Annotated in this window: 21 protein-coding genes and 1 pseudogene; 17 read left to right on the top strand and 5 right to left on the bottom strand. The window is 57.8% G+C overall.

The window, feature by feature from the left end; all coding sequences use genetic code 11:
• Window positions 1-11 precede the first annotated feature (11 nt).
• The 3 genes and pseudogenes from PVZ80_RS18050 to PVZ80_RS18040 all read left to right on the top strand — a co-directional run bounded on the left by PVZ80_RS18050 (window position 12) and on the right by PVZ80_RS18040 (window position 2,275).
• Window positions 12-443 (top strand): hypothetical protein, encoded by a 432-nt coding sequence (locus PVZ80_RS18050; protein WP_009050735.1) that lies wholly within the window; start codon window positions 12-14, stop codon window positions 441-443.
• Between the two features lie 93 nt (window positions 444-536).
• A pseudogene (locus PVZ80_RS18045) lies at window positions 537-605 on the top strand (MBL fold metallo-hydrolase); the annotation flags it as partial.
• 377 nt (window positions 606-982) lie between these two features.
• On the top strand, window positions 983-2,275 hold the full coding sequence (locus PVZ80_RS18040) for a hypothetical protein (RefSeq protein WP_273864323.1): 1,293 nt from the start codon (window positions 983-985) through the stop codon (window positions 2,273-2,275).
• A gap of 250 nt (window positions 2,276-2,525) precedes the next feature.
• On the opposite strand, the gene PVZ80_RS18035 is transcribed toward PVZ80_RS18040, so the two are convergent.
• The 3 genes from PVZ80_RS18035 to PVZ80_RS18025 all read right to left on the bottom strand — a co-directional run bounded on the left by PVZ80_RS18035 (window position 2,526) and on the right by PVZ80_RS18025 (window position 6,245).
• Window positions 2,526-3,746, bottom strand: a complete 1,221-nt coding sequence (locus PVZ80_RS18035) for a DUF3422 domain-containing protein (protein WP_257372639.1) — start codon at window positions 3,744-3,746, stop codon at window positions 2,526-2,528.
• An 87-nt stretch (window positions 3,747-3,833) separates the two neighbouring features.
• The gene (locus PVZ80_RS18030; protein WP_257372640.1) at window positions 3,834-5,477 is read right to left on the bottom strand and encodes an acetolactate synthase large subunit; all 1,644 of its coding nucleotides are present in this window, start codon (window positions 5,475-5,477) and stop codon (window positions 3,834-3,836) included.
• Between the two features lie 174 nt (window positions 5,478-5,651).
• Window positions 5,652-6,245, bottom strand: a complete 594-nt coding sequence (locus tag PVZ80_RS18025) for a TetR/AcrR family transcriptional regulator (RefSeq protein WP_257372641.1) — start codon at window positions 6,243-6,245, stop codon at window positions 5,652-5,654.
• A 100-nt stretch (window positions 6,246-6,345) separates the two neighbouring features.
• Here PVZ80_RS18025 and PVZ80_RS18020 point away from each other — a divergent pair, with 100 nt between their 5' ends.
• From PVZ80_RS18020 to PVZ80_RS17980, 9 genes are all read left to right on the top strand, one after another.
• The gene (locus PVZ80_RS18020; protein WP_257372643.1) at window positions 6,346-7,095 is read left to right on the top strand and encodes an SDR family NAD(P)-dependent oxidoreductase; all 750 of its coding nucleotides are present in this window, start codon (window positions 6,346-6,348) and stop codon (window positions 7,093-7,095) included.
• Window positions 7,088-7,843, top strand: a complete 756-nt coding sequence (locus PVZ80_RS18015; RefSeq protein ID WP_257372644.1) for an SDR family oxidoreductase — start codon at window positions 7,088-7,090, stop codon at window positions 7,841-7,843. Before PVZ80_RS18020 ends, PVZ80_RS18015 begins: the two co-directional genes overlap by 8 nt.
• 237 nt (window positions 7,844-8,080) lie before the next feature.
• Window positions 8,081-10,162 carry a hydantoinase/oxoprolinase family protein gene (locus PVZ80_RS18010; RefSeq protein ID WP_257372645.1) on the top strand — a complete coding sequence of 694 codons (2,082 nt, stop codon included), beginning with the start codon at window positions 8,081-8,083 and terminating at the stop codon, window positions 10,160-10,162.
• Window positions 10,163-10,186: 24 nt separating this feature from the next.
• On the top strand, window positions 10,187-11,851 hold the full coding sequence (locus PVZ80_RS18005; protein ID WP_257372646.1) for a hydantoinase B/oxoprolinase family protein: 1,665 nt from the start codon (window positions 10,187-10,189) through the stop codon (window positions 11,849-11,851).
• Window positions 11,852-11,854: 3 nt separating this feature from the next.
• Complete coding sequence (locus PVZ80_RS18000) at window positions 11,855-13,057, top strand: pyridoxal phosphate-dependent aminotransferase (RefSeq protein ID WP_257372647.1); 1,203 nt, start codon at window positions 11,855-11,857, stop codon at window positions 13,055-13,057.
• A gap of 25 nt (window positions 13,058-13,082) precedes the next feature.
• Complete coding sequence (locus PVZ80_RS17995; RefSeq protein WP_257372648.1) at window positions 13,083-13,895, top strand: NAD-dependent epimerase/dehydratase family protein; 813 nt, start codon at window positions 13,083-13,085, stop codon at window positions 13,893-13,895.
• Between the two features lie 26 nt (window positions 13,896-13,921).
• Complete coding sequence (locus tag PVZ80_RS17990; protein WP_257372650.1) at window positions 13,922-15,118, top strand: NAD(P)/FAD-dependent oxidoreductase; 1,197 nt, start codon at window positions 13,922-13,924, stop codon at window positions 15,116-15,118.
• Between the two features lie 25 nt (window positions 15,119-15,143).
• Window positions 15,144-16,829: a thiamine pyrophosphate-binding protein gene (locus PVZ80_RS17985; protein WP_257372651.1), complete on the top strand. Its 1,686-nt coding sequence runs from the start codon at window positions 15,144-15,146 to the stop codon at window positions 16,827-16,829.
• A gap of 60 nt (window positions 16,830-16,889) precedes the next feature.
• On the top strand, window positions 16,890-18,338 hold the full coding sequence (locus PVZ80_RS17980) for an NAD-dependent succinate-semialdehyde dehydrogenase (RefSeq protein ID WP_257372652.1): 1,449 nt from the start codon (window positions 16,890-16,892) through the stop codon (window positions 18,336-18,338).
• 100 nt (window positions 18,339-18,438) lie between these two features.
• On the opposite strand, the gene PVZ80_RS17975 is transcribed toward PVZ80_RS17980, so the two are convergent.
• Together PVZ80_RS17975 and PVZ80_RS17970 are read right to left on the bottom strand one after the other, a co-directional pair.
• Entirely contained in the window at window positions 18,439-19,164 is a 726-nt protein-coding gene (locus PVZ80_RS17975; protein ID WP_257372653.1) for a FadR/GntR family transcriptional regulator, read from the bottom strand.
• Window positions 19,165-19,533: 369 nt separating this feature from the next.
• Entirely contained in the window at window positions 19,534-20,259 is a 726-nt protein-coding gene (locus PVZ80_RS17970; RefSeq protein ID WP_273864322.1) for a FadR/GntR family transcriptional regulator, read from the bottom strand.
• Between the two features lie 372 nt (window positions 20,260-20,631).
• On the opposite strand from PVZ80_RS17970, the gene PVZ80_RS17965 reads away from it, so the two are divergent.
• The 5 genes from PVZ80_RS17965 (at window position 20,632) to PVZ80_RS17945 (ending at window position 25,600) form a co-directional block, all read left to right on the top strand.
• Window positions 20,632-21,783 (top strand): branched-chain amino acid ABC transporter substrate-binding protein, encoded by a 1,152-nt coding sequence (locus PVZ80_RS17965; RefSeq protein WP_257372662.1) that lies wholly within the window; start codon window positions 20,632-20,634, stop codon window positions 21,781-21,783.
• 137 nt (window positions 21,784-21,920) lie between these two features.
• Window positions 21,921-22,859, top strand: coding sequence for a branched-chain amino acid ABC transporter permease (locus tag PVZ80_RS17960; protein WP_306674808.1), 939 nt, complete (start codon window positions 21,921-21,923; stop codon window positions 22,857-22,859).
• Between the two features lie 10 nt (window positions 22,860-22,869).
• Window positions 22,870-24,117, top strand: a complete 1,248-nt coding sequence (locus tag PVZ80_RS17955; protein ID WP_257372666.1) for an ABC transporter permease subunit — start codon at window positions 22,870-22,872, stop codon at window positions 24,115-24,117.
• Window positions 24,114-24,887 carry an ABC transporter ATP-binding protein gene (locus tag PVZ80_RS17950; protein ID WP_257372668.1) on the top strand — a complete coding sequence of 258 codons (774 nt, stop codon included), beginning with the start codon at window positions 24,114-24,116 and terminating at the stop codon, window positions 24,885-24,887. The genes PVZ80_RS17955 and PVZ80_RS17950 overlap by 4 nt, the downstream gene beginning before the upstream one ends.
• Window positions 24,884-25,600, top strand: a complete 717-nt coding sequence (locus PVZ80_RS17945) for an ABC transporter ATP-binding protein (RefSeq protein ID WP_257372670.1) — start codon at window positions 24,884-24,886, stop codon at window positions 25,598-25,600. Before PVZ80_RS17950 ends, PVZ80_RS17945 begins: the two co-directional genes overlap by 4 nt.
• The last annotated feature ends 40 nt before the right edge of the window (window positions 25,601-25,640 follow it).

Here is a 25,640-nt window from a genome sequence, read left to right as displayed (position 1 = left end):
GGAGCGATGGAATGACGAATGGATACAACATGGCGCTGGTGATCGGCGCCGGGCTCAGCCTGTTGGCGGCGCTGATGCATGTCGGGGTGATCATGGTCGGGCCTTCCTGGTATCGCCTGTTTGGCGCAGGCGAGCGCTTTGTGCGGGCGGCCCAGGCCGGGCGCTGGTTTCCCGCGGTGGTCACGGCCGGGATTGCCCTGGTGCTTGCCGCCTGGGCGGCGTATGCGCTGTCCGCGGCCGGGGTGATTGCCCCCTTGCCCTTGCTGCGCCCGGCGCTGATCGCGATCACCCTGGTCTACCTGTTGCGCGGCCTGCTGGGACCGGTCGCCCTGGCGGGCACCGGGCGCAGCCGGCGCTTCATCTTTGTCAGCTCGACGATCTGCCTGGTCTATGGCCTGGTGCATCTGTTCGGCCTGGTGCAAGTGTGGGGTTCCCTGGCCTAGGGGATATCGGTAAAGGGCTGTGGAGTTGAAAGTCAGGGGTCATTGCGGTCACCCTTGGCGTCATCAGCCTGGCCTCAGCCCTTTAGGACCCCCATGGACATCGCAAAACCTGCACTCATTCGCGAAACCTTCCCTGTCGGCCCCTTGCAGTGCAACTGCACGAGCATGGTAGTCTTTATGTAGCTGCATACGGACGCGGAGGCAACAAGCCTGCGGCAAGGGCTCTGGCTTTTTCCTGCCTTGTCCATATGGACATTTGTATGTGTGGACAGATTTCGGAATTTTGTCCATACGTGAACTCGTATAAACCGTGTCTCAGGGATTGTCATCCTCTGGGTCCTTGAGCCCCATTCACTACGGGTCCTACGAAAATAGGAGTCTGTAGCAGTGTTGCAGTGTAAACGCTTCAGCTCCTCAAATCGCCTACCAGGTCGCGTTCCCTTTCGGTCCTTTCCTGGATCTGCCGCAGACAATAGATTTCGGCATTGCGCTAGGGCATATTGCCATCAACCGGCCTTGTGACTACGAAGGGACTTGAGATGACGGCTGAGATTGCAATTATGAGTCGCACAGCGGTGGTTCTGGCAGCAGACAGTGCCACCACGGTTACGACCTGGAAGAGTGGTGAGCTTGAAAAGCGCTATTTCAAGGGCGCGAACAAGCTCTACGAGCTGTCTCGGTGTGGCCCTGTTGGGTTAATGATCTTTGGGTCTGCAGGGCTGCAAACGGTTCCCTGGGAGCTCTACATCAAGTCGTTCCGTGATCATTTGGGTGTTGAGCAGTTTGACAAGCTTCAGACCTACTCTGAGAAGTTTTTTGATTTCGTCCAGCACAACGACAAACTGTTTTCGAAAGAGAGCAAGAAAGAAGCGCTTCTTCGGTTACTCGGAGGGGCGTCGTATCGGTTGCAGCACATCATCGCTGTGCACGCTGGGCAGAGTGAAGTCGGTGAGTTAGCGTCAATGACGCCTCAGGAAATTGAGGCAGCGCTTGCGTTGGCGGAAATCGATGTCGAGAACCTTCCACTCCCAGAGCTCCTAACTGAGGCCGATATTGCTAACGCCGTATCTGACACTGCTGCAGAGCTGGAGGGGGTGTCGGCGCAAAGCATACCGGTATTCATTCAGGATCCAGACAGCAGGGGGTACCTCGTCCCTCGATTTGTTGCCGCTCTGATCAAGCTCGCTGTGAAGCAGTTCCTCAGTTATGCCCCGCTTACCGGCGTTGTCATCGCGGGCTATGGAAAGGAGGAGTACTTCCCAGTGCTTGAGGTGTATGACTGCTACAGGTTTTTGGGGGATCGTCTGATCGTTCAGAAAAACGAGAACGATTCCAAAACTATGGACGCATCGACACCTGCGGTCATACAGCCTTTCGCTACCACCCACATGATCGATACTTTCCGAATGGGTGTATCCCCCGATGTGTTTGATGCTGTGTACGCGTCTACAAGGATGGCATTGGGAGAAATGGGATCGCGGGTGATGGCTGAGTGCGGTGCCCAAAATCCCCTTTCGCAGCAGCGGATAACGGAGATCATCGAGGAAACGAAGATCTCTCATGCCGACCGATGGTATGAGCAGATCAGAAACCAGCATGTCTTTCCGCTATCAAATATTATAAATTCTCTTCCCCTGCCGGACATGGCAGGCTTGGCAAGAAGCTTGATTGAGCTAGAGTCACTGAAGGAACGCGTAACCCGCCCCAGTGAGTCGGTCTCAGGCCCCATCGACGTAGCTGTGATTAGCAAGCATGATGGGTTCGTCTGGATTGATAGAAAACACTATTTCAAGCCTGAGCTAAACCCTAGGTTTTTTAAACGAGCAGAATGATGGAGTCAGATATGAGCTTCTCAGCCTCCCGCCCAGCGGAGCCCAGTGCGTCGGTAACGGCAAGAGATGCGCTGCGCTTTGAGAACCAGCAGATTAGCCCAGCTCGTCAGGAAAAGGACGCCACCCAGTACGACTTGATGATTCGTCGGCTGGACAAAAAGCCAAGCACTCGAGAGACCCTATTGTCATTCTCCAGCTGCTGAAAAAAACCCGCGCCTGGCGCGGGTTTTTTTTATGGGTGAATGCCCCATCAACAGTGCTGTTTGGCTTTCCGTAACCGCAACAGGATTACGGCCAGCACTAACAACACGGGTGGTGACATCCCTAGTAATGCGTCACGAGCTGTGAGCTCCGCTCCCAGCACGTTCAGCCCGCCGTAGAGCAGCTTGAATAGGTTCAGAAGGTAGTAGGTGATCGCAATGATCGAAAGGCCTTCCACGGCGCGTTGAATCTTCACCTGGGCATCGGCCCGAGCGTTCAGGCCTCGAAGTATTTCTGCGTTCTGTTCCTCCATTTCCACTTGCACGCGTGCCTGGAGCAAGTCTCCGAGGTTCGCAACGTTTTCTGCCAACTGCTCAAGTCTTTGCTCCGTAGCAGCGCAGTACCGCACTGTCGGCTTGAACCGCCGTTCGATGAACACACCGACGCGCTGGCAGTCGCCAACATGGCTTTCTCGAAGCTCGCCGAGCCGCTCAAACACCAATTGGGCATAGGCCTGTGTGGCTCCAAAGCGATGGCGTGTGGTCACAGTTCGGCTCACCACTTGGCGTGACAGGCGGGCAATTGCTTCAAGCAACCCTTTTGAGTCCAGGCCATCACTTCGTGCGCTTCGTTCTGAGAGGTTGACCAAGGTCTTGTCAAACGCATCCAGATCTTGGCTCAGTTCCTTCGCCGTTCCGAGAGTCAAGGAGGCCATCATTCGATACGTTTCAATCTCCAGCAGACGCCTAATCATGCGGCCCTGGCGGTAAGCGTTGAGGCGGCGGTTGATGAACAAAAAACGATTTGTACCATCGGGTGTGAGATGAAAATCACTCCACACCACAGCATCACCACCCCCCACACAAGAGCCACATGGATCTCTGAAGCCGTACTTAGCTAGGTCTAGTTGCTGCTCATCGCGCACCAATACCTGTACTGCGTTGATGATCTTTGCCGTGTATGGCTCGATTGCCTCGGCTAATGCCGGTGGGATCGCTTTCCAATCTGATTCCCCGATCGTGCACGGCACTGCCAGGGTCAGGGTAAAAAATTCAGTGTGTTGTTCCCACTTGAAGGAGTGGCCATCTAAGCAGGTAATACCTTGAGGCATGTCCGAGTTCAAGGCTTCAAGTTGGCATCTCCGTAGGACCGTTGCACAGTCAGCCTTGTCTCCGAGGATCGCCAAATGAAAGACATGGGCCGGCCCGCTGAAATAGAGAGATGGGCGGGCATGGAGTTCGTTGTGTAAGGCGGATCGCAGAGGGTGCATTTGAAGCCCAACCTGAATTGTGGGAGTGAAACTTCAATCAGGGCCGTCTCCGCTGAAGTCCTCGACTACAGCGGAGACGGATACCAATCAGATTGCCAACGCTCGCTCACGAAGCTCCATGTTCAGGATGCGGTCGTTCTCGCTGTAGTCCACCGGGCAGTCGATGACATGCACTCCAGGATTGGAAATGCAGTGGTCGAGTAGGGGGAGCAAGGCATCCGCGCTCTCCACACGGTGGCCGTAGGCACCATAGGACTCGGCATATTTGACGAAGTCCGGGTTGCCATAGTCCAGGCCGAAATCGGTGAAGCCCATGTTCGCCTGCTTCCAGCGGATCATGCCGTAGCCGTCGTCACGCAGGATCACCACGGTGACGTGCATGTTCAGGCGCACCGCCGTTTCCAGCTCCTGGCTGTTCATCATGAAGCCACCGTCACCGCACACTGCGATTACCGGGCGGTCCGGGTACACCAGGTGCGAGGCCATGGCCGACGGCAGGCCTGCGCCCATGGTCGCCAGGGCGTTGTCCAGCAGCACAGTGTTGGGCTTGTGCGCCTTGTAGTTACGGGCGAACCAGATCTTGTAGATGCCGTTATCCAGGGCCAAGATGCCTTCGGACGGCAGAACGCGGCGGATGTCGGCGACCAGGCGCTGCGGATAGACCGGGTAACGGTCGTCGTCGGCGCCTTCGGCAATCTGTTCCTCGTTGGCTTCGCGGATCGTCAGCAGGCGGGAAAAGTCCCAGTGTGTGGTGTCGCCCAGACCTTCAGCGATCTGCCAAACGGCATTGGCGATGTCGCCGATCACTTCGATCTGCGGGAAGTACACGGCATCGACTTCAGCGGAACGGAAGTTGATGTGGATGACCTCGGTACCACCACGCACCATGAAGAACGGCGGCTTCTCGATCACGTCGTGGCCAATGTTGACGATCAGGTCGGCCGCCTCAATAGCACGGTGGACGAAGTCGCCGGAGGACAGCGCGGCGTTGCCCAGGAAGCGCGGGTGGCGCTCGTCGACCACGCCCTTGCCCAGCTGGGTGGTGACGAACGGGATGCCGGTCTTGTCGATCAGTTGCTTGAGGACCTTGGCGGTCATCTTGCGGTTGGCGCCGGCGCCGATCACCAGGATCGGGCTGCGGGCGTTCTTCAGCTTCTCGACCGCGGCGTCGATGGCCACGTACTCGGCCAGCGGGCGACGGTGCAGGCTTGGCGGGATCGGCATGGCGTCGGTCTGCTCGGCGGCGATGTCTTCCGGCAGCTCCAGGTGCACGGCGCCCGGCTTTTCCTCTTCCGCCAGGCGGAAGGCTTCACGCATACGCGAAGGAATGTTGTCGGCTGAGGCGAACTGGTGGGTGTACTTGGTGATGGGGTCCATCATGCCGCACACGTCGATGATCTGGAACCGGCCCTGCTTGGACTTCTTGATCGGCTTTTGCCCTGTGATCATCAGCATCGGCATGCCGCCTAGGTACGCGTAGGCACCGGCGGTGACCAGGTTGGTCGCGCCCGGGCCAAGGGTGGACAGGCTGACGCCGGTCTTGCCGGTGAGGCGGCCATAAGTGGCGGCCATGAAGCCGGCGGACTGCTCATGACGGGTCAGGACCAGCTTGATCTGCGATTTGCGCAGGGATTCCAGCAGGTCGAGGTTCTCCTCGCCGGGAATGCCGAACACATACTCGACACCTTCGTTTTCCAGGCATTGCACAACGACATCGGCGGCCTTGGCCATTTGAGCTTTTACCTTCGTTATTTCCATTGGGTGCAGGCGACGGATGCCTGCGGTTTTCACGGCTTGCGTGTAGGTCGGGCAAATCAATCCACTAGTTCGTCGCGCCGTTTGGCCTTTCTAGCAATGGTCATGGCGATAGCTCGCGGGTGGCACACGAAATGGAAAGCTCTGCGCTTAGGCGGCCTCGATGTTCATCGTCGCAATAATCCCGTAGGCAAAGCGTTTCAACACCGGGCTCTGTTGGCTGCCGTTGACCTCGGCGTTCAGCCACTGTGCCTGGTTGAAAAGCATGCCTATGACCGCGTCTGCCGCCATGGAGAGTGTGAGCGGCGGTAAGCGATTGGTCCTGATCAGATCTTTGATGATGTCCGAGAGAATCTGGATGTATTCGTTCTTAAGGCCGTTGAATTCGTTTGCTTGCTCGCTGGTCAAATTGATCTGTTCGCGAGACAGCAGGTTGGCCCGGCTTGCCGAGCTGTGTTTAAAGCTCAGGAACGTATCGATAAAGCAGTTCAGCCGATCGTGAGCTTGCGCTTTGCGACGCAGGTTCAGGCGAGTGCAATAGAGCAGCTCGCTGATTGCGTCCTCCATAAGCTCGAACAATAGAGACTGCTTGCTATCAATGTGGTGATAAAGGGAGCCAGGCTTAATTCCGACGTGATCCGCTAGATCTCGCAATCCGATTGCCTGGTAGCCGTAAAGTGCAAAGAGTTCGCATGCGCCTTCCAGGATGCGATCGCGGGCGTTTTTCACGTCGGGAGCAGTCATGACCGAGGCCCTTCGATTCAGTGGTTCAGTGTGAGCGGTTGGTTGACTAAATGTAAGACAACAGGCATCTTACAGTAAAGCTTTATCGGAGGAGCTTGGCATGAACGATCAAACCGTAGTGATAGTTGGTGGTGCATCCGGTCTGGGCCTGGAAACGGCTCGATTGATGGTGAAGCGTGGAGCGAGCAAAATCGGTCTTATCGATCGAAATGAGCAGCTTTTGGTGCAGGCAGCGGAAGAGCTGCGTGGGCTAGGAGCAGAGGTGGCTACTGCAGTTGGCGACATCGCTCGTCAGCAGACCGCGCATGCTGCGTTCCAGCAGATTGTCGATGCCCTGGGCCGAGTTCACTGTCTGGTCAACAGTGCGGCGATCTACCCGCGCAAAGACATTCTCGATATCACTGACGATGAGTGGGATCTGGAGAATGCCGTGAACATCAAGGGCACGTATCACATGATGGTCGCCGCCGTGCGCCACATGCAGCAGTACGTTGCTGCTCCTGCAGTAACTGGCCGTATCGTCAATGTCACTTCGGTTGACGCATTCAAAGCTCACCCTCAAAACGCGCACTACGCTGCAACGAAAGCTGCGGTGGTGAGCCTGACCAAGTCGTTCGCCCAGGCCTGTGCCAAGGACCAAATTCTGGTCAACTCGGTAGCCCCGGCTGGCTTCGCTACTGAGCGTGCCAAGCAGCTTGGTTTCCTTGGTGAACTGGCTGCGGCCAACCCGCTGGGTCGCGCTGCCGAGCCGGCAGAGATTGCTGAGTGGATCGTCATGATGGGTAGCAGCCGAAACAGCTACGCCACCGGCGAAAACGTCATCGTCAGCGGAGGCTACATTTATGCCTGAAGCATCCTTCCCCGCAGGCTACCAGCGCGCGCTCGTCACCGGTGCAACCAGTGGCATTGGCAAAGCGATCGTGTTGGCGCTGCGTGATGCAGGCCTGGAGGTCATTGCGGTGGGTCGTAGTCGCGACGCACTGGCGGAGTTGGCCAGCGAACCTGGTGTAACGACGCTGGAAGCTGACGTGCGTGACACCAAAGCATTTAGCGCCGCTTTGGAAGGGCAATCGGTCGACGTACTGGTCAACAACGCTGGCGTTCTCTCCACTCGTGCATCGTTCCAGGAGGTGGATGAGGCTGAGATCGACAATATGATCGACATCAACCTCAAGGCGCCTCTGCATCTGGCTCGCCAAGTGCTGCCTGGCATGGTTGAACGTGCGCGTGGTCACGTGTTCTTCATCGGTTCCAGTGCTGGGCGCGCGCCTCATCCAGGGGCGGCCATCTACGGTGCTTCTAAGGCAGGCGTTAGCCTTTTCTGCGATGCGTTGCGTTGTGATCTGCTGGGTTCTGGTGTCCGTGTGACCGAAATTGCTCCTGGTCGAGTGCAAACGCAGTTATATCGCACCGCTATGGGAATGCAGGCCGCCGGCACTGAACTCTATGACGGTTACGAGTCCATCCAGCCTCAAGACATTGCCCAGTTGCTGCTCGCGGCGCTGCGTATGCCGGCTGCGGTCGATGTGTCGCGACTCGAGGTATTCCCCACTGCACAAGCAGTAGGTGGTTCGCGGATGGTCAAAACTCTCGGCTGAGGGTGTGGGTTGTTAAACCCGGGGTAAAGCGAAGGCCGCTCCCACACGGACGTATTTCAGGGCTTGAGCCAGACTGAACGCTCCTGTGGGGCGGCCTTTATCACAAGGTCATATCACTTTTTCTATCCAATTGACCTTGTTTCATAGCGCACAACCTCTTGACCACATGTAAGACAACATATAACTTACAGATCAGCCGGCCATTTTGTGGGCGGAGACAACTACAAAGCAGGGGATATGACGATGACTGCGACATCATGCCGGGTCGGCGTGGACATTGGCGGGACCTTCACTGATATCGCGCTGGACGTGGACGGCGTGCTTCATTCCACCAAGATCCTTACCGACTATGAGCTTCCTGAGCGGGCAATTCTCACCGGTGTCAAGCAGGTTGTTGAAGCCGCTGGCCTGGCCCTCTCGGACATCCACCAGCTGATCCACGGCACCACGCTTGCCACTAACGCACTGATTGAGCGCCGTGGCGCCCGCACCGCCTTCATCACCACTGAAGGTTTCCGGGATACCCTGGAAATGCGCACCGAAAACCGTTTCGAGCAGTACGACATCAACATCGTTCTGCCACCGCCACTGATCGCTCGCGAAGACCGTTTCACCCTTCGCGAACGTCTGGACGTAAAGGGTAAGGTTCTGATCGCGCCTGATAAGGCTGAGATCGACGCCCTGATCGAGCATATTGCCCAGGGCAACTACGAGAGCGTGGCGATCGGCTTCCTGCACAGCTACGTGAATGGCGCACACGAGCGCCAACTGCGTGATGCTCTGCAGGCGCGTCTGCCAAAGCTGTCGATCTCTATCTCCAGCGAAGTTTCGCCGCAGATGCGCGAGTTCGAACGCTTCAACACCGTTTGTGCTAACGCTTACGTCAAGCCGCTGATCAAGTCCTACCTGGATCGTCTGGTGGTCACCCTTAAGGAGCACGGTGCTGACTGCCCGGTGTTCATGATCCACTCCGGCGGCGGCATCATCTCGGTAGAGAGCGCTGCTGAGTTCCCAGTGCGCCTGGTGGAGTCTGGCCCTGCTGGTGGGGCAATCTTCGCGGCCGATATTGCACGCCGCTACCAGCTGGACTCGGTCGTGTCCTTCGATATGGGTGGTACCACTGCCAAGATCTGTTTGATCGAGCATCAGGTACCGAAAACTGCCAAAACCTTCGAAGTAGCGCGTACCTACCGCTTCAAGAAAGGCAGCGGTATGCCTATCTCTATCCCCGTGGTGGAAATGGTCGAAATTGGTGCCGGCGGTGGTTCGATTGCCAGTATCGACAGCATGCGCCAAATCCGCGTCGGTCCGCACAGTGCTGCTTCCGAGCCTGGTCCAGCTTGCTACAACCGTGGTGGTTTGGAGCCGACCATTACCGACGCCAACCTCCTGCTGGGCCGTCTCGACGCCGACAACTTCGCTGGTGGCGCGCTGCGCCTTTCCACCGATAAAGCTGCTGATGCAATGGGTCGTGTAATCGGCAACCCGCTAGGCATGGATCCCAACACCGCAGCCTTCGGTGTCTGCGAGGTGGTCGATGAAAACATGGCGAACGCTGGTCGTGTGCACGCAGTAGAGAGCGGTAAAGATATTGCCGATTACACCATGATCACCTTCGGTGGTGGCGGTCCGCTGCACGCCGCACGCCTGTGCGAGAAGATGGGTGTTTCGCGTTTCGTCGTGCCTGCCGGTGCTGGTGTGGGTTCGGCCATTGGCTTCCTGCGCGCTCCATTCGGTTACGAGGCAGTCCGCAGCTCCTTCGTTCGACTGTCCGAGTTCGATGAGAAAGCTATCAATGGCCTGATCGAAGAGATGAAGGCCGAGTCCATGGGCTTCCTACGTCAGGGTATGCCTGAGGGCGAGCCAGAGATGGATTGCACCGCCTTCATGCGCTACGTCGGTCAAGGTTGGGAGATCCCTGTCGCCCTGCCGTTCAAGGCGTTCACCGCCGCAGACACCGTTCAGTTCAAGGCTCTGTTCGAAGAAGCCTACACCCGCTTCTTCGGCCGCCCGATCGAAGGTCCGGATATCGAGATCGTTAGCTGGTCGGTCAAGGCAAGCTCCCCGCTGCCGCCTGTGGCTCATATCGCCGAAGTTGGCGCTGCTTATCTCGCCCATGAAGTATCGCGCCGCAAAGTCTTTGACGTTGCCGCCGGCGGCTTCGTGGAGGCTGGCATCTATCCGCGTGAGGAACTGCAGGTCGGTGCACGGGTTGATGGCCCCGCCATCATTGTCGAGCGTGAGACCTCGACCTTCGTCACTTCGAACTTCACCGCCACGGTCCAGCCCGACGGCTGCCTGCTGGTTGTCCGTCGCTAACGCCCTACATCGGAAGCAAGAACCATGAGCGAAACAATGATCGACATTCATATGCAGGTGATGTGGAACCGGCTGGTCTCGGTGGTCGAAGAACAAGCCCTGACCCTGATTCGCACTGCCTTCTCCACCAGTGTGCGCGAGGCCGGCGACTTGTCGGCCGGTGTATTCGATCGCGCTGGCAACATGCTTGCCCAGGCGGTTACCGGTACTCCCGGCCACGTCAATACCATGGCTGAGGCGGTGGTGCATTTCATCAACGACATCGGCGAAGACAACATCTTCGAAGGTGATGTGTACGTGACCAATGACCCGTGGAAGGGTACAGGCCACCTGCACGACATCACCATCGTTTCGCCATCGTTCTACAAGGGCAAACTGATCGGCTACTTCGCCAGTACCGCCCACGTCGTAGATATCGGTGGCCGCGGCTTTGGCCCGGATGCTCGTGAGGTTTACGAGGAAGGTTTGTTCATTCCTGTGCTGAAGCTGTTCGAGCGTGGCCAGGTGAACCGCGACTTCATCAACATCCTGCGCAACAACGTGCGTGAGAATGACCGCGTTGTCGGTGACTTCTACGCGCTGTCGGCATGTAACGAGACCGGCCACAAGCGCCTCCTCGACATGCTTGAAGAGTTCAAGCTGGACGACCTGGAGCACATTGGTGGCTTCATTCTGGAGCACAGCCGTCGCGCTACCCTGGAATGCTTCAAGTCGCTGCCACATGGCACCTACAGCAACAGCATGACCCTGGACGGCTATGACGTGCCGGTTACCCTGGCCGTGACCCTGACTGTCGGCCCGGATGGCATCAAGAGCGACTTCACCGGTACTTCTGGAATGAGTCAGTTCGGCATCAACGTGCCGCTGGGCTACGCCAAGGCTTACGCCTGCTACGGCCTCAAATGCATCGTCGCCCCAGAGATCCCGAACAACTCGGCCTCCCTGCTGCCGTTCGAAGTAACCGCACCAGAGGGCTGCATCCTGAATGCAAAGCACCCTGCGCCGGTCTCGGTACGTCACGTGCTTGGTCACTTCGTTCCAGACCTGGTTCTGGGGGCGCTTCACAAGTGTCTGCCAGGCAAAGTGCCGGCAGAGGGCGCCAGTGCCCTGTGGAACCTGCACCTGAGCGTGCGCCCACTGGAAAGCAACCCGAGCGGTCGCAACGCCGAGATGCTGATGTTCAACAGCGGTGGTATGGGTGCTCGTTCCGCCATGGACGGTTTGAGCGCTACCGCTTTCCCAAGCGGCGTCCACACCATGCCGGTAGAAGCCACCGAGCACGCCGGTCCAGTTGTGGTTTGGCGCAAAGAGCTGCGTGAAGGCTCCGGTGGTGCCGGCGAACTGCGCGGCGGTCTGGGCCAGGAGATCGAGGTTTCTGCAGCCGAAGGCTACAGCTTCCGCTTCAGCGCTATGTTCGACCGCATCCAGTATGCCGCTCGTGGCCTGGACGGTGGTAAGCAAGGCGCCCAAGGTTTCGTCGGCTTGGATGACGGTACCGTACTGCGCGGTAAAGGCCAGCAGTTTGTGCCGGCGGACCGTCGCCTGGTACTGAGCCTGCCGGGTGGTGGCGGTTATGGCGACCCACGTAAGCGTGACCGTGACCAAGTCGCGCGTGACCTGCGCTTCGGTTACATCAGCGCTGAGCAGGCGCGTGAAGACTACGGCTTCGAAGCCGCCCAGGAGCGCTGAGCGATGGAAATCCAAAGCAGCCGTGTTCGCGCGGTAAAGAGCTCACCGAGTATGGCCGTTTCGGTGCTGGCCAAACAAATGCTCGCCAAGGGTGAGTCGGTGATCAACCTCAGTCTGGGGGAGCCGGACTTCAACGTTCCGGCTCACGTGATCGAGGCTGCCCACCAGGCGATGTTGGCGGGCAACAATCACTACACCGCTCCCAATGGCCTTGAGGAGTTGCGTCAGGCCATCGTAGATAAGTTTGAGCGGGAAAATGGTCTGAAATACGGGCTGGACGAGATTTGTGTTGGCAACGGCGCCAAGCAGCTGCTGTTCAATGCATTCCTCGCCACCTTGGAGCCTGGTGATGAGGTAATCACTCCAGCGCCGTATTGGGTGTCGTACACCGACATGGCCATGCTTAATGGTGGTGTGCCGAAGGTCATTCCGTGCGGGGCCGAGTACGGCTTCAAGCTGGATCCGGATCGCCTGGAGGCAGCCATCACACCGCGTACCCGCTGGTTGATGCTTAACTCCCCGAACAACCCGTGTGGTGCGATTTACACCCGCGAAGAGTTTGCGGCTCTGGGGGCCGTGTTGGATCGCCATCCGCACGTGTTGGTGATCTCGGATGAGATCTACGAGCACATCGTGCTCGGTGACCAGCCGTTTGTCTCGTTTGTCACCGCCTGCCCGCAGCTGCGGGACCGCACCTTGCTGATCAACGGTGTGTCCAAGGCCTATGCGATGACGGGCTACCGCCTCGGCTACGCGGCCGGGTCAAAAGACCTGATCGTGGCAATGAACAAGACCCAATCGCAGACCACTACCTGCCCTTCAGTGATCTCGCAGCTGGCCGCTGCAGCTGCACTGAACGGTCCGCAGGACTTCGTTCGGGACGCTAATCGCGAGTACCAAGCTCGTGGTGCGCTGGTAGTGCGTGGCCTTGCTGAGATCGAGGGGTTGTCCCTGCAGATGCCAGAAGGTGCGTTCTACGCTTTCCCGAATGTTGCGGCCTTCATCGGTAAGCGCACGCCAGATGGTCAAGTCATCGCGAACGATGCAGACCTTTCGTCCTACCTGCTTCGCGTGGGCAAGGTCGCCACGGTACCGGGTTCGGCGTTCGGCCTGGAACCCTACGTTCGCCTGTCTTTCGCGACTTCGCGGCAGGAACTCGAACAGGCCCTGGGTCAGCTGCGCGAAGCCTTCGCGGCGCTGGTCTGAACAACTGATTGATTTGAGGTAAACCATGAGCAAGCCGTTCAAACGTCTGCTGATCACCGGCGCCGCCGGGCGCCTGGGCAGCGTGCTGCGCAAACATCTGGCGGCCTTCGCCGACGAGCTGCGCCTGACCGACATCGCCGACATGGGCCAGGCGGCCCCACATGAACAGTTGATCCGCTGCGACCTGGGCAATTTCAACGACGTGTTGCCGCTGACCGAAGGTGTTGATGTCATCGTTCACGCCGGTGGGGTGCCAGTGGAAGATACCTTCCAGAACATCCTCAACGGCAACATCGTCGGTACTTACAACATTTACGAGGCGGCTCGGCGCAATGGCGTTAAGCGCGTGGTGTACACCAGCTCCAACCACGCGATTGGTTTCTACGACCGCACCGAAACAATTGATGCCAATGCGGCTCACCGCCCAGACAGCCTCTACGGTGTGAGCAAATGCTTTGCCGAAGATCTGGGTCGCTACTACTGGGACAAGTTCGGCATTGAGTCGGTGAACCTGCGCATCGGCTCCTCGTTCCCTGAGCCATTGGATCGTCGCATGCTCGCCACGTGGCTGTCGTTCAACGACTTCGCTCAGTTGACCGAACGCTCGCTGCTGGCTCCGCGTGTCGGGCACATGGTTGTCTACGGAATGTCCAACAATCGCGAAAATCTGTGGGACAACCGCTTGGCCTCTTCCATCGGCTACGCGCCCCAAGACAGCGCTGACGACTACCGCGAGAAGGTTCTGGCCGAGCATCCGCCTCTGGATCCGAATGAGCCGGCGGCGCGCTACCACGGTGGCAATTTCGCCGGTGCCGGGCACTTCGAAGACCCGAAATGACCTCCACATCACAAGAGCGCTAAATCATGGCTTCCACTGCAAAACAACAGAATTACGATGTGGTGATCGTTGGCGGCGCTGTCAACGGTAGCTCCACCGCCTATTTCCTGGCCAACAACCCGGACTTCAAGGGTTCGGTACTGGTCATCGAACGTGACTGGACCTACAACAAATCCGCCACTGCATTGTCGAGTAGCTCGATTCGTCAGCAGTTCTCGAATCCGATCAACATCGAGATCTCGAAGTTCGGCGCTGAGTTCGTGCGCAACTTCCCGGACCTGATGGAAGTCGAGGGCGATCGTCCAGACCTGGCCTTCCACGAGAACGGCTACCTGTTCCTGGGGGACGACAAGGGCTTCGAGGTACTGCGCCGCCTGCACGATACTCAGGTCTCTCATGGCGCCGACGTTCATCTGCTCGACCCTGAGCAACTGGCGCGCAAATTCCCTTGGGTCAACACCGACAGCCTGGCAGGCGCGAGCTATGGCCAGACTGGTGAGGGGTGGTTCGACAGTGTCGGCATGCTCAACGGCTTCCGCCGCAAAGCACGTTCGATGGGTATCGAGTATATCGAGAACGAAGTAGTTGGCATCCAGCGTGAGGGTGATCGTATTACCGGCGTGCAGCTGGCCAGTGGCGAGCGCATTGGTTGCGGTCTGCTGGTCAACTGCGCGGGCACTCGTGGTACCAAGGTTGCGCGTTTGGCCGGTCTGGACATCCCGGTCGAGCCGCGCCGCCGCTCGCTGTTTGTTTTCGATTGCCGTACGCCGCTGGAAGGCACCGTGCCGCTGACCATCGATCCAACAGGTGTGTTCTTCCGCCCGGAAGGCAAGTTCTACCTGGGTGGTACCTATCCGAAACACGATCCGGAAGTGGACTTCGAAGACTTCGACGTGATGCACGACGAGTTCGACGAAGAGGTCTGGCCGATCCTTGCCGAACGCGTACCGGCATTCGAAGGCATCAAGGTGGTGAACTTCTGGGCTGGGCATTACGACTTCTGTGTGCTGGACCACAACGCCATCGTTGGCCCGCACAACGAAGTGAGCAACTTCCTGTTCTGCAACGGCTTCAGCGGCCACGGGTTGCAGCAAGCACCGGCGATTGGTCGTGGCCTTTCCGAACTGATTACCTACGGCGGCTACCGGTCGCTGGACCTGAGCGCGCTGTCGTACCAGCGAGTGATCGATAACAAGCCATTCCTGGAAGATTCGGTCATTTGACCCCAGGCCTGAGGAGAACACCACAATGAATAATCCATCCAAAGGCAAGCGCAGCGGTGGCGAAGTACTGGTCGACGCGCTGCGGGTCAATGGCGTTGATCGCGCCTTCTGCGTACCTGGCGAAAGCTACCTGGCGGTGCTCGATGCCCTGCACGACGTTAAAGACGAGATCGAGCTGGTCGTCTGCCGTCAGGAAGGTGGCGCAGCCTATATGGCTGAAGCCTACGGCAAACTGACCGGCAAACCAGGGATCTGCATGGTCACTCGTGGGCCTGGTGCAACCAACGCCTCGGTGGGCGTACACACCGCGTTCCAGGACTCCACGCCGATGATCCTGTTCATCGGTCAAGTGGCCCGTGATCAGATCGAGCGTGAGGCCTTCCAGGAAGTCGACTACCGCCGCATGTTTGGCCAAATGGCCAAATGGGTTGTCCAGATTGATGACGCCGAGCGCATTCCTGAGCTGGTCAACCAAGCGTTCCAGCGGGCGATCAGCGGTCGTCCAGGTCCTGTTGTCGTGGCGCTGCCAGAGGACATGCTGACCGATATCGTCCATGTCCCGAACGCTCGTCCAGCACAACGTGTTGAAGCAGCTCCTTCCCCTGCCGCGCTTGAGGAGCTGAAGGCGCTGATTGCCAAGGCCAACAAGCCACTGGTGATTGCTGGCGGTGGTGGTTGGAATGCTGACGCGGTCGCAGACCTCAAGAAGTTCGTCCAGGTGCAGAACCTGCCGGTAGCCGCTTCCTTCCGCTGCCAGGACCTGTTCGACAATACGGACCCACACTACGCTGGCGACATGGGCCTTGCGGCAGGTCCGGTGTTAGTCGAAGCAGTGAAACAATCCGACCTGCTGATCGTGGTCGGTGCTCGCCTCGGCGAAATGACCACTGGCGGCTACGCTCTGGTCGACATCCCGACGCCGAAGCAGACGTTGGTGCATGTTCATGCCAGCGCAGAAGAAATTGGTCGGGTCTACCAGCCAACGCTGGGGATCAATGCTGGCCCAGCGAGCTTCCTGCGTCAGGCCGCCTCGTTGCCGGCGGTACTGCCGACTGCCTTCGAGGACTGGGTCGCTACTCTTAATCGCGGCTACCGTGGCAACTTCGAAACTCCGCGTTCGCCTGGCGATGTGCAGATGAGCGAAGTAATTGCCTGGCTGAACAAGACGCTGCCAGAAGACAGCATCCTCACCTGCGGCGCTGGTAACTACACCGGCTGGGTACACCGTGGTTATCAACACCGCACCTTCCGCACCCTGCTCGGGCCAACCAACGGCTCCATGGGTTATGGCGTGCCAGCAGCTGTGGCGGCGAAGTTGACCTACCCGCAACGCACCGTGGTTGCATTCGCTGGTGACGGTTGCTTCCTGATGAATGGGCAGGAACTGGCTACCGCCGCGCATTACGACGCTCGCCTGATCGTCGTGGTGGTGAACAACGGTATGTACGGCACCATCCGTATGCACCAGGAGCGTAGCTACCCTGGCCGTGTGTCCGGTACCGAACTGCACAACCCGGACTTCGCAGCTCTGGCTCGTGCCTTTGGTCTGCACGGTGAAACTGTGACCCGCACGGAAGACTTCGCTGGTGCATTTGAGCGTTGCCAAGCTTCTGGCAAGCCTTCGCTTATTGAAGTGCAAGTGGACCCAGAAGCTTTGACCCCGCGCATGACCCTCAGCCAGATCCGAGACAAGGCTTTGGCCTCTCAGTGAGGTTCCCTCAGTGGGGCGCAGTCTGGCCCCACTTTTTTTTCTTCGAACGAGCTAATCGACATGAAACTTGCCGATTCTAATCTGCTGCGTGAAGTTTGCTACATCGACGGAAAATGGGTGCCGGCAGATGGTGGCCAACATATCAATGTCACCAATCCGGCTACTGGCGAACTGCTGGGCACGGTTCCGCGTATGGGCGCGGCAGAAACCCGCCGTGCCATCGAGGCTGCTGAACGGGCTCTGCCTGCATGGCGGGCTTTGACCGCAAAAGAACGTGCGGCACGCTTGCAAGCCTGGTTCCGCGAGATACATGCTCACCAGGAAGACCTGGCGCAAATCATGACCGCCGAACAGGGCAAGCCGCTGGCTGAGTCCCGTGGCGAGATCGCTTTCGCTGCGGCTTATGTGGAGTTCTACGCTGAGGAAGGGAAGCGCATTTATGGCGATGTTATCCCGTCGCCTGCAGCCGACCGCAGGCTGATTGTCACCAAGGAACCAATCGGCGTTTGTGCCGCGATCACCCCGTGGAACTTCCCGGCGGCAATGATCACGCGGAAAGCGGCTCCCGCCCTGGCCGCAGGCTGCACGCTGGTACTCAAGCCTGCCTCGCAGACACCGTACAGCGCTCTCGCGCTCTGTGTACTGGCTGAGCGAGCCGGTATCCCGGCGGGTGTGCTCAGCGTGGTCACCGGGGATTCAGCGGCTATCGGCGGTGAGCTGACCGCTAGCCCAATCGTGCGCAAGTTGTCGTTCACGGGCTCCACTCCAATCGGTATTCAGCTGTTGCAGCAGTCAGCTGCGACGGTCAAGAAAGTCACCATGGAGCTCGGCGGGAATGCGCCCTTCATCGTGTTTGATGATGCAGACCTGGAGAAGGCGGTCGAAGGTGCGCTTATCGCCAAGTTCCGGAACAGCGGACAAACTTGTGTTTGCGCCAACCGGTTCTATATCCAGGCAGGCATTTACGATCGCTTTGTCGAACGCTTTGCTGAGCGTGTGCGCGAGTTGGTTGTTGGGCGAGGTGATGAGCCTGGCACTCAGGTAGGGCCGATGATTGACGGTCGTGCTGCCACCGGAGTGGAGCGGATGGTGGGCGAGGCTGTGGAGGCTGGTGCTCGGGTAGTTGCAGGGGGGCGTCGCCATATTCTCGGTGAGGCATTCTTCGAGCCCACCCTGTTGGCTGATGTAACACCTGAGATGCGTGTCGCCCGGGAAGAGATTTTTGGGCCTGTAGCGCCATTGTTTCGCTTCACCAGTGAAGAGGAAGTCATTGCCGAAGCCAACAACACCGAGTTCGGCTTGGCATGCTACCTCTATGCTCGTGACGTTGGGCGCATCTGGCGGGTTTCGGAAGCGCTGGAGTACGGCATGGTTGGTGTAAACGTCGGAGTGGTCGCAACCGAAGTCGCACCATTTGGTGGCGTTAAAGCATCAGGGCTGGGTCGCGAAGGTTCGCGCTACGGGATCGAGGATTACCTCGAAATCAAGTACGTCTGCTTGGGGCTTTGATCCACACCCTTACTCGCTTCAGGTTCAAACCGATCGCATCGCCAGTATTGGGTGTGCATCGGTTTGTGCTGAAGCATTTCAATTTGGCGAAGGCCGCTATTCAGTTGCTCTCTGTAAGCAGTCGCTGATAGCGTGAAAGGCTTTCCTCCAAGTGCTTGCGCAGTGCGCTGCGAGCACCTGACACATCTCCCATCGTGATTGCAGAGAGAATTGCACCGTGCTCTCGACCGATCTTCTTGATGTGGGTCAGACGGTTCTTCCCGCTGACCTGGCTGTGCTTCAGGTTCAGGTCAAGGATGATGTCTGGGCCAAGCGCTTCCAATAACTGGGCAAAGTGCGGATTGTTCGTGGCTCGCGCAATGGCAAGATGGAACTCAAAGTCGGCTTTGGCTTCTTCTTCGAGATTGGAGCCGTCCAGGGCATTGAAGCGATCAAAGGCTTCGGTGATCATGGCTAGGCTGGCAGGCGTTCGGCGTTCCGCAGCTCGTGCCACGGACTCAATTTCGATTCCAAGGCGCAACTCCAGAACATGGGCCGCCGCTCGGACATCGTCGACAATGCTGCCAATGGCGAAGCCGATGCGCTTGACGTCCTGTTCCACGACAAAAACGCCTACACCTTGGCGCGCGATCAAGCGACCACCCAGGCGAAGGGATGCTACGGCTTCACGGATGACAGGTCGGCTTACGTTGAATTCTTTGCACAGGGCTTGTTCAGACGGCAGCTTTTCGCCTGGACCGTAAATGCCTGAGTCGATGCGGTTGGACAACTCGCGAATTACAGTTTCTGCGAGGTTAGCCCTCCGCGTGTTGAGTGCTGCTTCCATCGTCAAACTCCCAAGTTACTAGATCATCCCGGCTATAAGGCCGACAGATAATTTTGCTTGTATGTTATCAAATAACTTACCTATCTGCTTGGATTTTGGGATGTTCGTGCTACATCTCCGGAGGCAGTCTACGGCGCACCATACGCTCGGATTGTAGGGTGAAGCGGAGCATGCGCGCTGCTCGCAGGCGATTTCGCATGGGTGAGCGCTCAAGGGTTTTGGAGCATTTGAACAAACGATTTAGCTGTTTCAGTAGCGGGCGGTCGGGATTTTTGGAAAGCGTTAGATCGCTCAGCGGACTGGCAGAGGGCTGTTTTGCAGCCCAGCCAAGTCATCACGCGCAAGCAGCGTTCTGTGATGGAAAGTGCACTATGCCTTGCTGTCTAACAGTCTCTGATAGCGCGAAAGGCTTTCCTCCAAGTGTTTTCGTAATGCTGTTCGCGCACCTGTTACGTCACCCATTGTGATGGCTGACAAAATCGCACCATGCTCGCGGGCAATTTTTTTGATGTGGGCCTGCCGATTTTTTCCATGAACCTGGCTGTGCTTAAGGTTCAGGTCGAGAATGATATCTGGTCCTAAGGCTTCAAGAAGCTGCGTAAAGTGAGGGTTGTTGGTCGCGCGCGCAATCGCCAAATGGAACTCAAAGTCGGCCCTGGCTTCCTCCTCAAGTGAGGCGTCACTCAAGGCGCTAAATCGATCAAACGCCTCCGTGATTTGCGCCATGCTGGTAGGGCTGCGACGTTCAGCGGCGCGAGCAACAGACTCAACTTCGACGCCCAACCGCAGCTCCAGAATCTGAGCTGCGGCACGAACATCGTCGACAACAGTGTCGATGGCAAAACCGATTCGTTTGACGTCCTGCTCCACTACGAACACGCCTACGCCCTGGCGTGCCACCAAGCGCCCTCCTAGACGCAAGGATGCTACGGCCTCTCGAACGACGGGGCGGCTGACACCGAACTCCTTACACAGCTCCTGCTCGGATGGCAGCTTTTGACCGGGTCCCCAAATGCCATTGTCGATCCGTGCTGATAGCTCCTGAATTACGGTTTCAGCCAAATTGGCGCGGCGTATGCCTAGCGACGCATTCATAGCAAATTGCTCCTCAAGCGGATTCGCTCCTCACGGTTTTTATCCGCTGGGTTGAGCAGGCCTGAAGCCCTTTCGAGCGAGATCCGTATCCAACCAGCGGTGATTTTGTAGACAGATCTTATCAAGCATTCATTCGGATATTGGGTACGAACGCAGGCTTCAAGGCCTTCCACCGGTCCAAATGTCCTTTTGATCGATCCCGACCATAGCATAGTCCTCTTGACAGTTACCTGCTGACTGTTATCTTACAAGTGCGGAGGCTTTCTGGCCAATGCGTGTGGCAAGCGATGGCGAGGGCTCGTATTGCTTTCTGGTCCTCGTCCGCTTGCTTTGTGTCCCGATGCTCGTTCGACCACTACTGGGAGCACTAGAATGCAAAACAACAAAAAATGCGGGCTGAACGTGCTCGCAACCGCGGTTACTTTGCTGATGACTATGGGAGGGGCAAACGCAGCGGAGACTGAGGTAGTCAAGATTGGCTTTGCGGGGCCCTTGACCGGTCCATCAGCACACCAAGGCCAGGATGTTGAACATGGCATCCAGATCGCAGTCGAGGAGGCAAATCAACAGCAACTGAAAATCGGCGACAAGGTTGCCGAATTCAAGCTGGTTTCTGAAGATGATGTTGCGGATCCTCGCACCGGTACTGCGGTAGCCCAGCGCCTGGTGGATTCGAAAGTGGCAGTCGTAATTGGCCACTACAACTCCGGTACCAGTATCCCCGCCTCAAAAATTTACGCAGCCGCCGGCATCCCCCAAATCTCACCATCCGCTACCAACCCAGCGCTCACACGCCAAGGAATCCCTTCGGTGTTCCGTGTTGTCAACGATGACGCCACTCTTGGCCGCTACGCAGGCAACTATCTGGTCACCAAGATGGAAGCCAAGCGTATCGCTATCTTTGACGACCGTACTGCATACGGCCAGGGTCTGGCAGACGAAGTGACAAAGGCTGTTAAAGCAGCAGGCGGCAACGTGGTGGTGCGCGAATACACCAACGACAAGTCCACTGATTTCAACGCCATCCTCACTACCGCCAAGGCACAAAAAGCCGATGCGGTGTTCTTTGCCGCCTTGGACTACCAAGCCGCCCCAATGGCCAAGCAGATGAAAAACCTGGGCCTGAAGGCGCGCTTCATGAACATTGGCAACCTGCCTAACGACTCCTTCAAGCAGATGGCTGGTAGCGCTGCCGAAGGTGTGTATGCCTGGAACTACGGCACCCCGTTGTTGGAGATGCCCAAGGGCGCTGCTTTCGAGCAGAAGCTGAAAGACAAGTTCGGCGTTGGCGTAGTGCAGTCCTCACCAGCTGCCTATGACGCGACCTGGGCGGCAATCAACGCCATGGTTAAGGCCGGCTCTCCTGATCCGAAGGTGTACCTGCCTGTCCTCAAGCGTGAGAGCTATGAAGGTGTAACGGGCACCATCGCCTTTGACGACGAAGGCAATTTGAAAAGCCCGGCTGCAACGGTGTTCCAGTTCGAAGGTGGCGCATGGAAGACCTTGGCCGTTCAGCGGGATTAAGTAACGGCAAACCCTCGAATAATTAGCGGGCTGAAGCCTGCAAAAAACAATAAGACTTCACCCATCTGCCAGGTCCGTCGATGCATGACAACCCATTGTCATGCGTCGTCGTCAATGCAGTTTCGAGGATTCAGCTCGTGGACGGAAATTTCGATATTTTGTTACAACAGGTGCTCAACGGGTTGGTGTTGGGCAGCATTTACGCGCTAGTAGCTCTGGGCTACACCATGGTCTACGGCATCATCGGCTTGATCAATTTTGCCCACGGCGAAGTGGTGATGGTTGGTGCGATGGTGACCATCTCCGTTCTTACGATGCTCGCTGGCGCGGGATTCGCCCCCGGCATCGTCACCTTGCTTCTGGCGATCATGGCGGCGGCCGTAGTGTGCATGTTGCTGGCTCAAGGCATGGAGAAGTATGCGTACCGGCCGCTGCGTAAAGCGCCGCGACTGACTCCATTGATTCTTGCCATTGGCATCTCGATTGCCCTGCAGAACTTGGCGATGATGATCTGGGGGCGTGGCTACAAAACCTTCCCTGAAGTGGTCGAGACCCAGCCTGTGGACGTCTTTGGCGCCACCATGACCAACGTGCAGTTGTCGATCATGCTGATCGCTGTGGTGATCATGCTCGGCCTCTGGTTGTTGGTCGACAAGACTCGTCTGGGCAAAGCCATGCGCGCCACTGCGCAAAACCAGGAAGTTGCCGGACTGATGGGCATCAACATTAACCGGGTAATTTCCGCGACCTTCCTGATTGGCGCGAGTTTGGGCGCCATCGCCGGAGTGATGCGTGCGATCAACTACGGCCAGGCAGATGCCTATATGGGGCTGCTGCTGGGTTTGAAGGCTTTCTCTGCGGCGGTGCTTGGTGGCATCGGTAACCTGTTCGGCGCCATGGCAGGCGGGCTATTGCTGGGTCTGATCGAGTCGCTTGCGGCTGGTTACACCGGCCAAATCACCGGGGGCTTCCTCGGCGCCAACTACCAGGACATCTTCGCCTTTGCTGTGCTGATCCTGGTGCTGCTGTTCCGGCCCAATGGCCTGCTTGGCGAACGCCAGGCCGACCGAGCCTGAGGACGGGATCATGAAAAACCTCAAGACACAGTACCTTTTGTTGATCCTTGGCTTTATCGCCTTGCCGTTTTTGGTCGAGGCGATTCCCATGCTGGGCCCGACCTGGGTGCGCATCCTCGGCTTCGCCATGCTCTATGTGCTTCTGGCCCTGGGGCTGAACATCGTCATCGGTTACGCCGGTCTACTCGACATGGGGTATATCGGTTTCTATGCGATCGGTGCCTACCTCTATGCCTTGCTCGCGTCGCCACACTTGAACTTGGCTGGCCTTGCCAGTGGCGTGATGGATTGGCCATTGTGGGTGATCATCCCTGTGGCAGCGGTCGCTGCTGCCATCTGCGGGGTGCTGATCGGTGCGCCTGTGCTTAAGCTCCGGGGTGACTACTTGGCAATCGTCACCCTCGGTTTCGGCGAGATCATCCGAATCTTCATGAACAACCTGGACCAGCCGGTGAATCTCACCAATGGCCCCCAGGGCATCAGCAATATTGCGCCTCTGCATGTCGACTTTGGGCCATGGACGCATGCTGCAGGCAGTGAAGTGGTTCCAGTGTTGTCCCTTCAGCAGAACTGGAGCCTGTTCGGACTAAACGTGTCACCGGTAATCAGCTACTACCTGTTCTTCCTGTTCATCGTCATCCTCTGCATCATTCTGTCCAAGCGCCTTGAGGTCTCGCGTATCGGTCGCGCTTGGATGGCACTGCGCGAGGATGAAGTCGCCGCAGAGGCCATGGGTCTAAACAAGCGCAACCTTAAATTGCTTGCCTTTGCCATGGGCGCAACCTTCGGCGGTGTGTCCGGCGTCCTGTTCTCCAGCTACCAAGGCTTCGTGAGTCCCGAATCCTTCACCCTGATGGAATCCATCATGGTCCTGGCCATGGTCGTGCTTGGGGGTATGGGGTCCATCCGTGGCGTGGTTCTTGGTGCGTTGATCCTCTCGGTAATGCCCGAATTGTTCCGAGACCTGGTCAACTGGATTCAGCCGTGGGTGATGGACAATGTCACCTTCATCAGCCGCGACATCCTACGCAACGTTCTGGACGCATCGACTCTGCGCATGCTGGTGTTCGGACTGGCGTTGATTCTGGTAATGCGCTTCCGTCCTGAAGGCCTGTGGCCATCCGACAGGCGTCGCAATGAACTGCATGATACCGATCCTGAATTGGCCCCTGTGGCCGCCGCGCTGAGTACAACCGTGCAGGCTCCTGCGACCGAAGCATCCTTCGACTACCCGGCCAAAGAGGCGGACAAGGCATGAGCGACGTACTTCTCGAACTGCATCAGGTCAGCAAGTTTTTTGGCGGCTTGCAGGCTCTACACGGAATCGATCTGAGCATCCGCCGTGGCGAGATTCGCGGTCTGCTAGGGCCTAATGGTGCCGGTAAGACCACTCTGTTCAACGTCCTCACCGGTTTGTATCAGGCCGAGCAGGGACGCGTGGTGTTCGATGGCAAACCCCTTCGTATCAGTAAGCCTGACAAGGTGGTAGAAGCCGGCATTTCACGTACCTTCCAGAACATCCGCTTGTTCCACAACATGACGGCTCTGGAGAACGTAATGATTGGGCGGCATGTGCGCACCCGCAGCGGTGTGTTCGGCGCGATCTTGCGCACCAAGGCCTGTGTTCAAGAGGAGCGGGAGATCCGCCAAGCCGCCCGGCATTGGCTCGACTACGTTGGCATTGCCCACCTAGGGGGCGAACTAGCGCGCAATCTGTCTTACGGCGACCAGCGCCGCTTGGAAATCGCCCGCGCCCTGGCGACCGAGCCAAAACTGATCGCTCTAGATGAACCGGCCGCCGGTATGAACGCTTCGGAAACTGAGGGTCTGCGCAAACTGATGTGCAAGATGCAGGCAGATGGAAAGACTGTTCTGTTGATCGAGCATGACGTGAAGCTGGTAATGGGGCTGTGCGATCACGTCACGGTGCTCGAATTCGGCCGCAAGATCGCTGATGGCCTACCGGCCGACGTGCAGAAGGACCCCAAAGTCATCGAAGCCTATCTCGGTGCGGAGGCTGTGGCATGAAAAACATCCTGGAAGTAAATGATCTAAAGGTCGCCTATGGTGCGATCCAGGCTATCAAGGGAATCGACCTCAAAGTCGGAGAGGGCGAAATGGTTGCCCTGATCGGCGCAAACGGTGCAGGCAAGACCACCACCCTCAAGACACTGGCCGGTCTGCTGACTCCTAGTGCCGGGCAAATTACCTTCGACGGCAAGGCTCATGCTGCGATCAAGGGTTACGATCTGATCCGCGAAGGCCTGGCATTGGTGCCGGAGGGACGTGGCATCTTCCCCAAGCTAACGGTGCACGAAAACCTTGAAATGGGCGCTTTTTCCCGGCGTGACGGCAAGGATGCTATCGGTGCAGATATCGAGCGTATGTACGGAGTCTTCCCTCGCTTGAAGGAGCGTGCGTTTCAGCTGGCCGGAACCATGTCCGGAGGGGAGCAGCAGATGCTGGCGATTTCCCGCGCGCTAATGGGACGTCCGAAATTGCTGCTTCTAGACGAGCCATCCATGGGCCTTGCACCAATCATCGTACAGAAGATCTTCGAGACGATTCGCGATGTAGTGAAGGGCGGTGTGACGCTGCTTCTGGTAGAGCAGAACGCCCGCTTGGCCTTGCAGACTTGCGATCGTGCTTACGTCATCGATTCGGGCCGTATCGCTCTGACGGGCGATTGTCATGACTTGCTGCACGACAAGCAGGTCCAGAAAGCCTATTTGGGCGAATGAGGCAGTCGGAAGGGCTAGCTCATATCGCCAGTTGATCGTG

This window comes from Pseudomonas sp. B3G-3, assembly GCF_028640915.1.
Lineage (GTDB): Bacteria > Pseudomonadota > Gammaproteobacteria > Pseudomonadales > Pseudomonadaceae > Aquipseudomonas > Aquipseudomonas chlororaphis_I.
Note: the sequence above shows the minus strand (reverse complement) of the source record. Positions and strands in the feature narration are given on the sequence as shown.

Excerpts from the sequence above, each read along its gene's own strand:
- PVZ80_RS18015 (WP_257372644.1), top strand. The coding sequence starts at position 7,088 with ATGCCTGAAGCATCCTTCCCCGCAGGCTACCAGCGCGCGCTCGTCACC.
- PVZ80_RS18035 (WP_257372639.1), bottom strand. The coding sequence starts at position 3,746 with ATGCACCCTCTGCGATCCGCCTTACACAACGAACTCCATGCCCGCCCA.
- PVZ80_RS17990 (WP_257372650.1), top strand. The coding sequence starts at position 13,922 with ATGGCTTCCACTGCAAAACAACAGAATTACGATGTGGTGATCGTTGGC.
- PVZ80_RS18010 (WP_257372645.1), top strand. The coding sequence starts at position 8,081 with ATGACGATGACTGCGACATCATGCCGGGTCGGCGTGGACATTGGCGGG.
- PVZ80_RS17955 (WP_257372666.1), top strand. The coding sequence starts at position 22,870 with ATGAAAAACCTCAAGACACAGTACCTTTTGTTGATCCTTGGCTTTATC.
- PVZ80_RS17995 (WP_257372648.1), top strand. The coding sequence starts at position 13,083 with ATGAGCAAGCCGTTCAAACGTCTGCTGATCACCGGCGCCGCCGGGCGC.
- PVZ80_RS18005 (WP_257372646.1), top strand. The coding sequence starts at position 10,187 with ATGAGCGAAACAATGATCGACATTCATATGCAGGTGATGTGGAACCGG.
- PVZ80_RS17970 (WP_273864322.1), bottom strand. The coding sequence starts at position 20,259 with ATGAATGCGTCGCTAGGCATACGCCGCGCCAATTTGGCTGAAACCGTA.
- PVZ80_RS18030 (WP_257372640.1), bottom strand. The coding sequence starts at position 5,477 with ATGGCCAAGGCCGCCGATGTCGTTGTGCAATGCCTGGAAAACGAAGGT.
- PVZ80_RS17985 (WP_257372651.1), top strand. The coding sequence starts at position 15,144 with ATGAATAATCCATCCAAAGGCAAGCGCAGCGGTGGCGAAGTACTGGTC.
- PVZ80_RS18020 (WP_257372643.1), top strand. The coding sequence starts at position 6,346 with ATGAACGATCAAACCGTAGTGATAGTTGGTGGTGCATCCGGTCTGGGC.
- PVZ80_RS17965 (WP_257372662.1), top strand. The coding sequence starts at position 20,632 with ATGCAAAACAACAAAAAATGCGGGCTGAACGTGCTCGCAACCGCGGTT.
- PVZ80_RS18025 (WP_257372641.1), bottom strand. The coding sequence starts at position 6,245 with ATGACTGCTCCCGACGTGAAAAACGCCCGCGATCGCATCCTGGAAGGC.
- PVZ80_RS18050 (WP_009050735.1), top strand. The coding sequence starts at position 12 with ATGACGAATGGATACAACATGGCGCTGGTGATCGGCGCCGGGCTCAGC.
- PVZ80_RS17945 (WP_257372670.1), top strand. The coding sequence starts at position 24,884 with ATGAAAAACATCCTGGAAGTAAATGATCTAAAGGTCGCCTATGGTGCG.
- PVZ80_RS18040 (WP_273864323.1), top strand. The coding sequence starts at position 983 with ATGACGGCTGAGATTGCAATTATGAGTCGCACAGCGGTGGTTCTGGCA.
- PVZ80_RS17950 (WP_257372668.1), top strand. The coding sequence starts at position 24,114 with ATGAGCGACGTACTTCTCGAACTGCATCAGGTCAGCAAGTTTTTTGGC.
- PVZ80_RS18000 (WP_257372647.1), top strand. The coding sequence starts at position 11,855 with ATGGAAATCCAAAGCAGCCGTGTTCGCGCGGTAAAGAGCTCACCGAGT.
- PVZ80_RS17975 (WP_257372653.1), bottom strand. The coding sequence starts at position 19,164 with ATGGAAGCAGCACTCAACACGCGGAGGGCTAACCTCGCAGAAACTGTA.
- PVZ80_RS17980 (WP_257372652.1), top strand. The coding sequence starts at position 16,890 with ATGAAACTTGCCGATTCTAATCTGCTGCGTGAAGTTTGCTACATCGAC.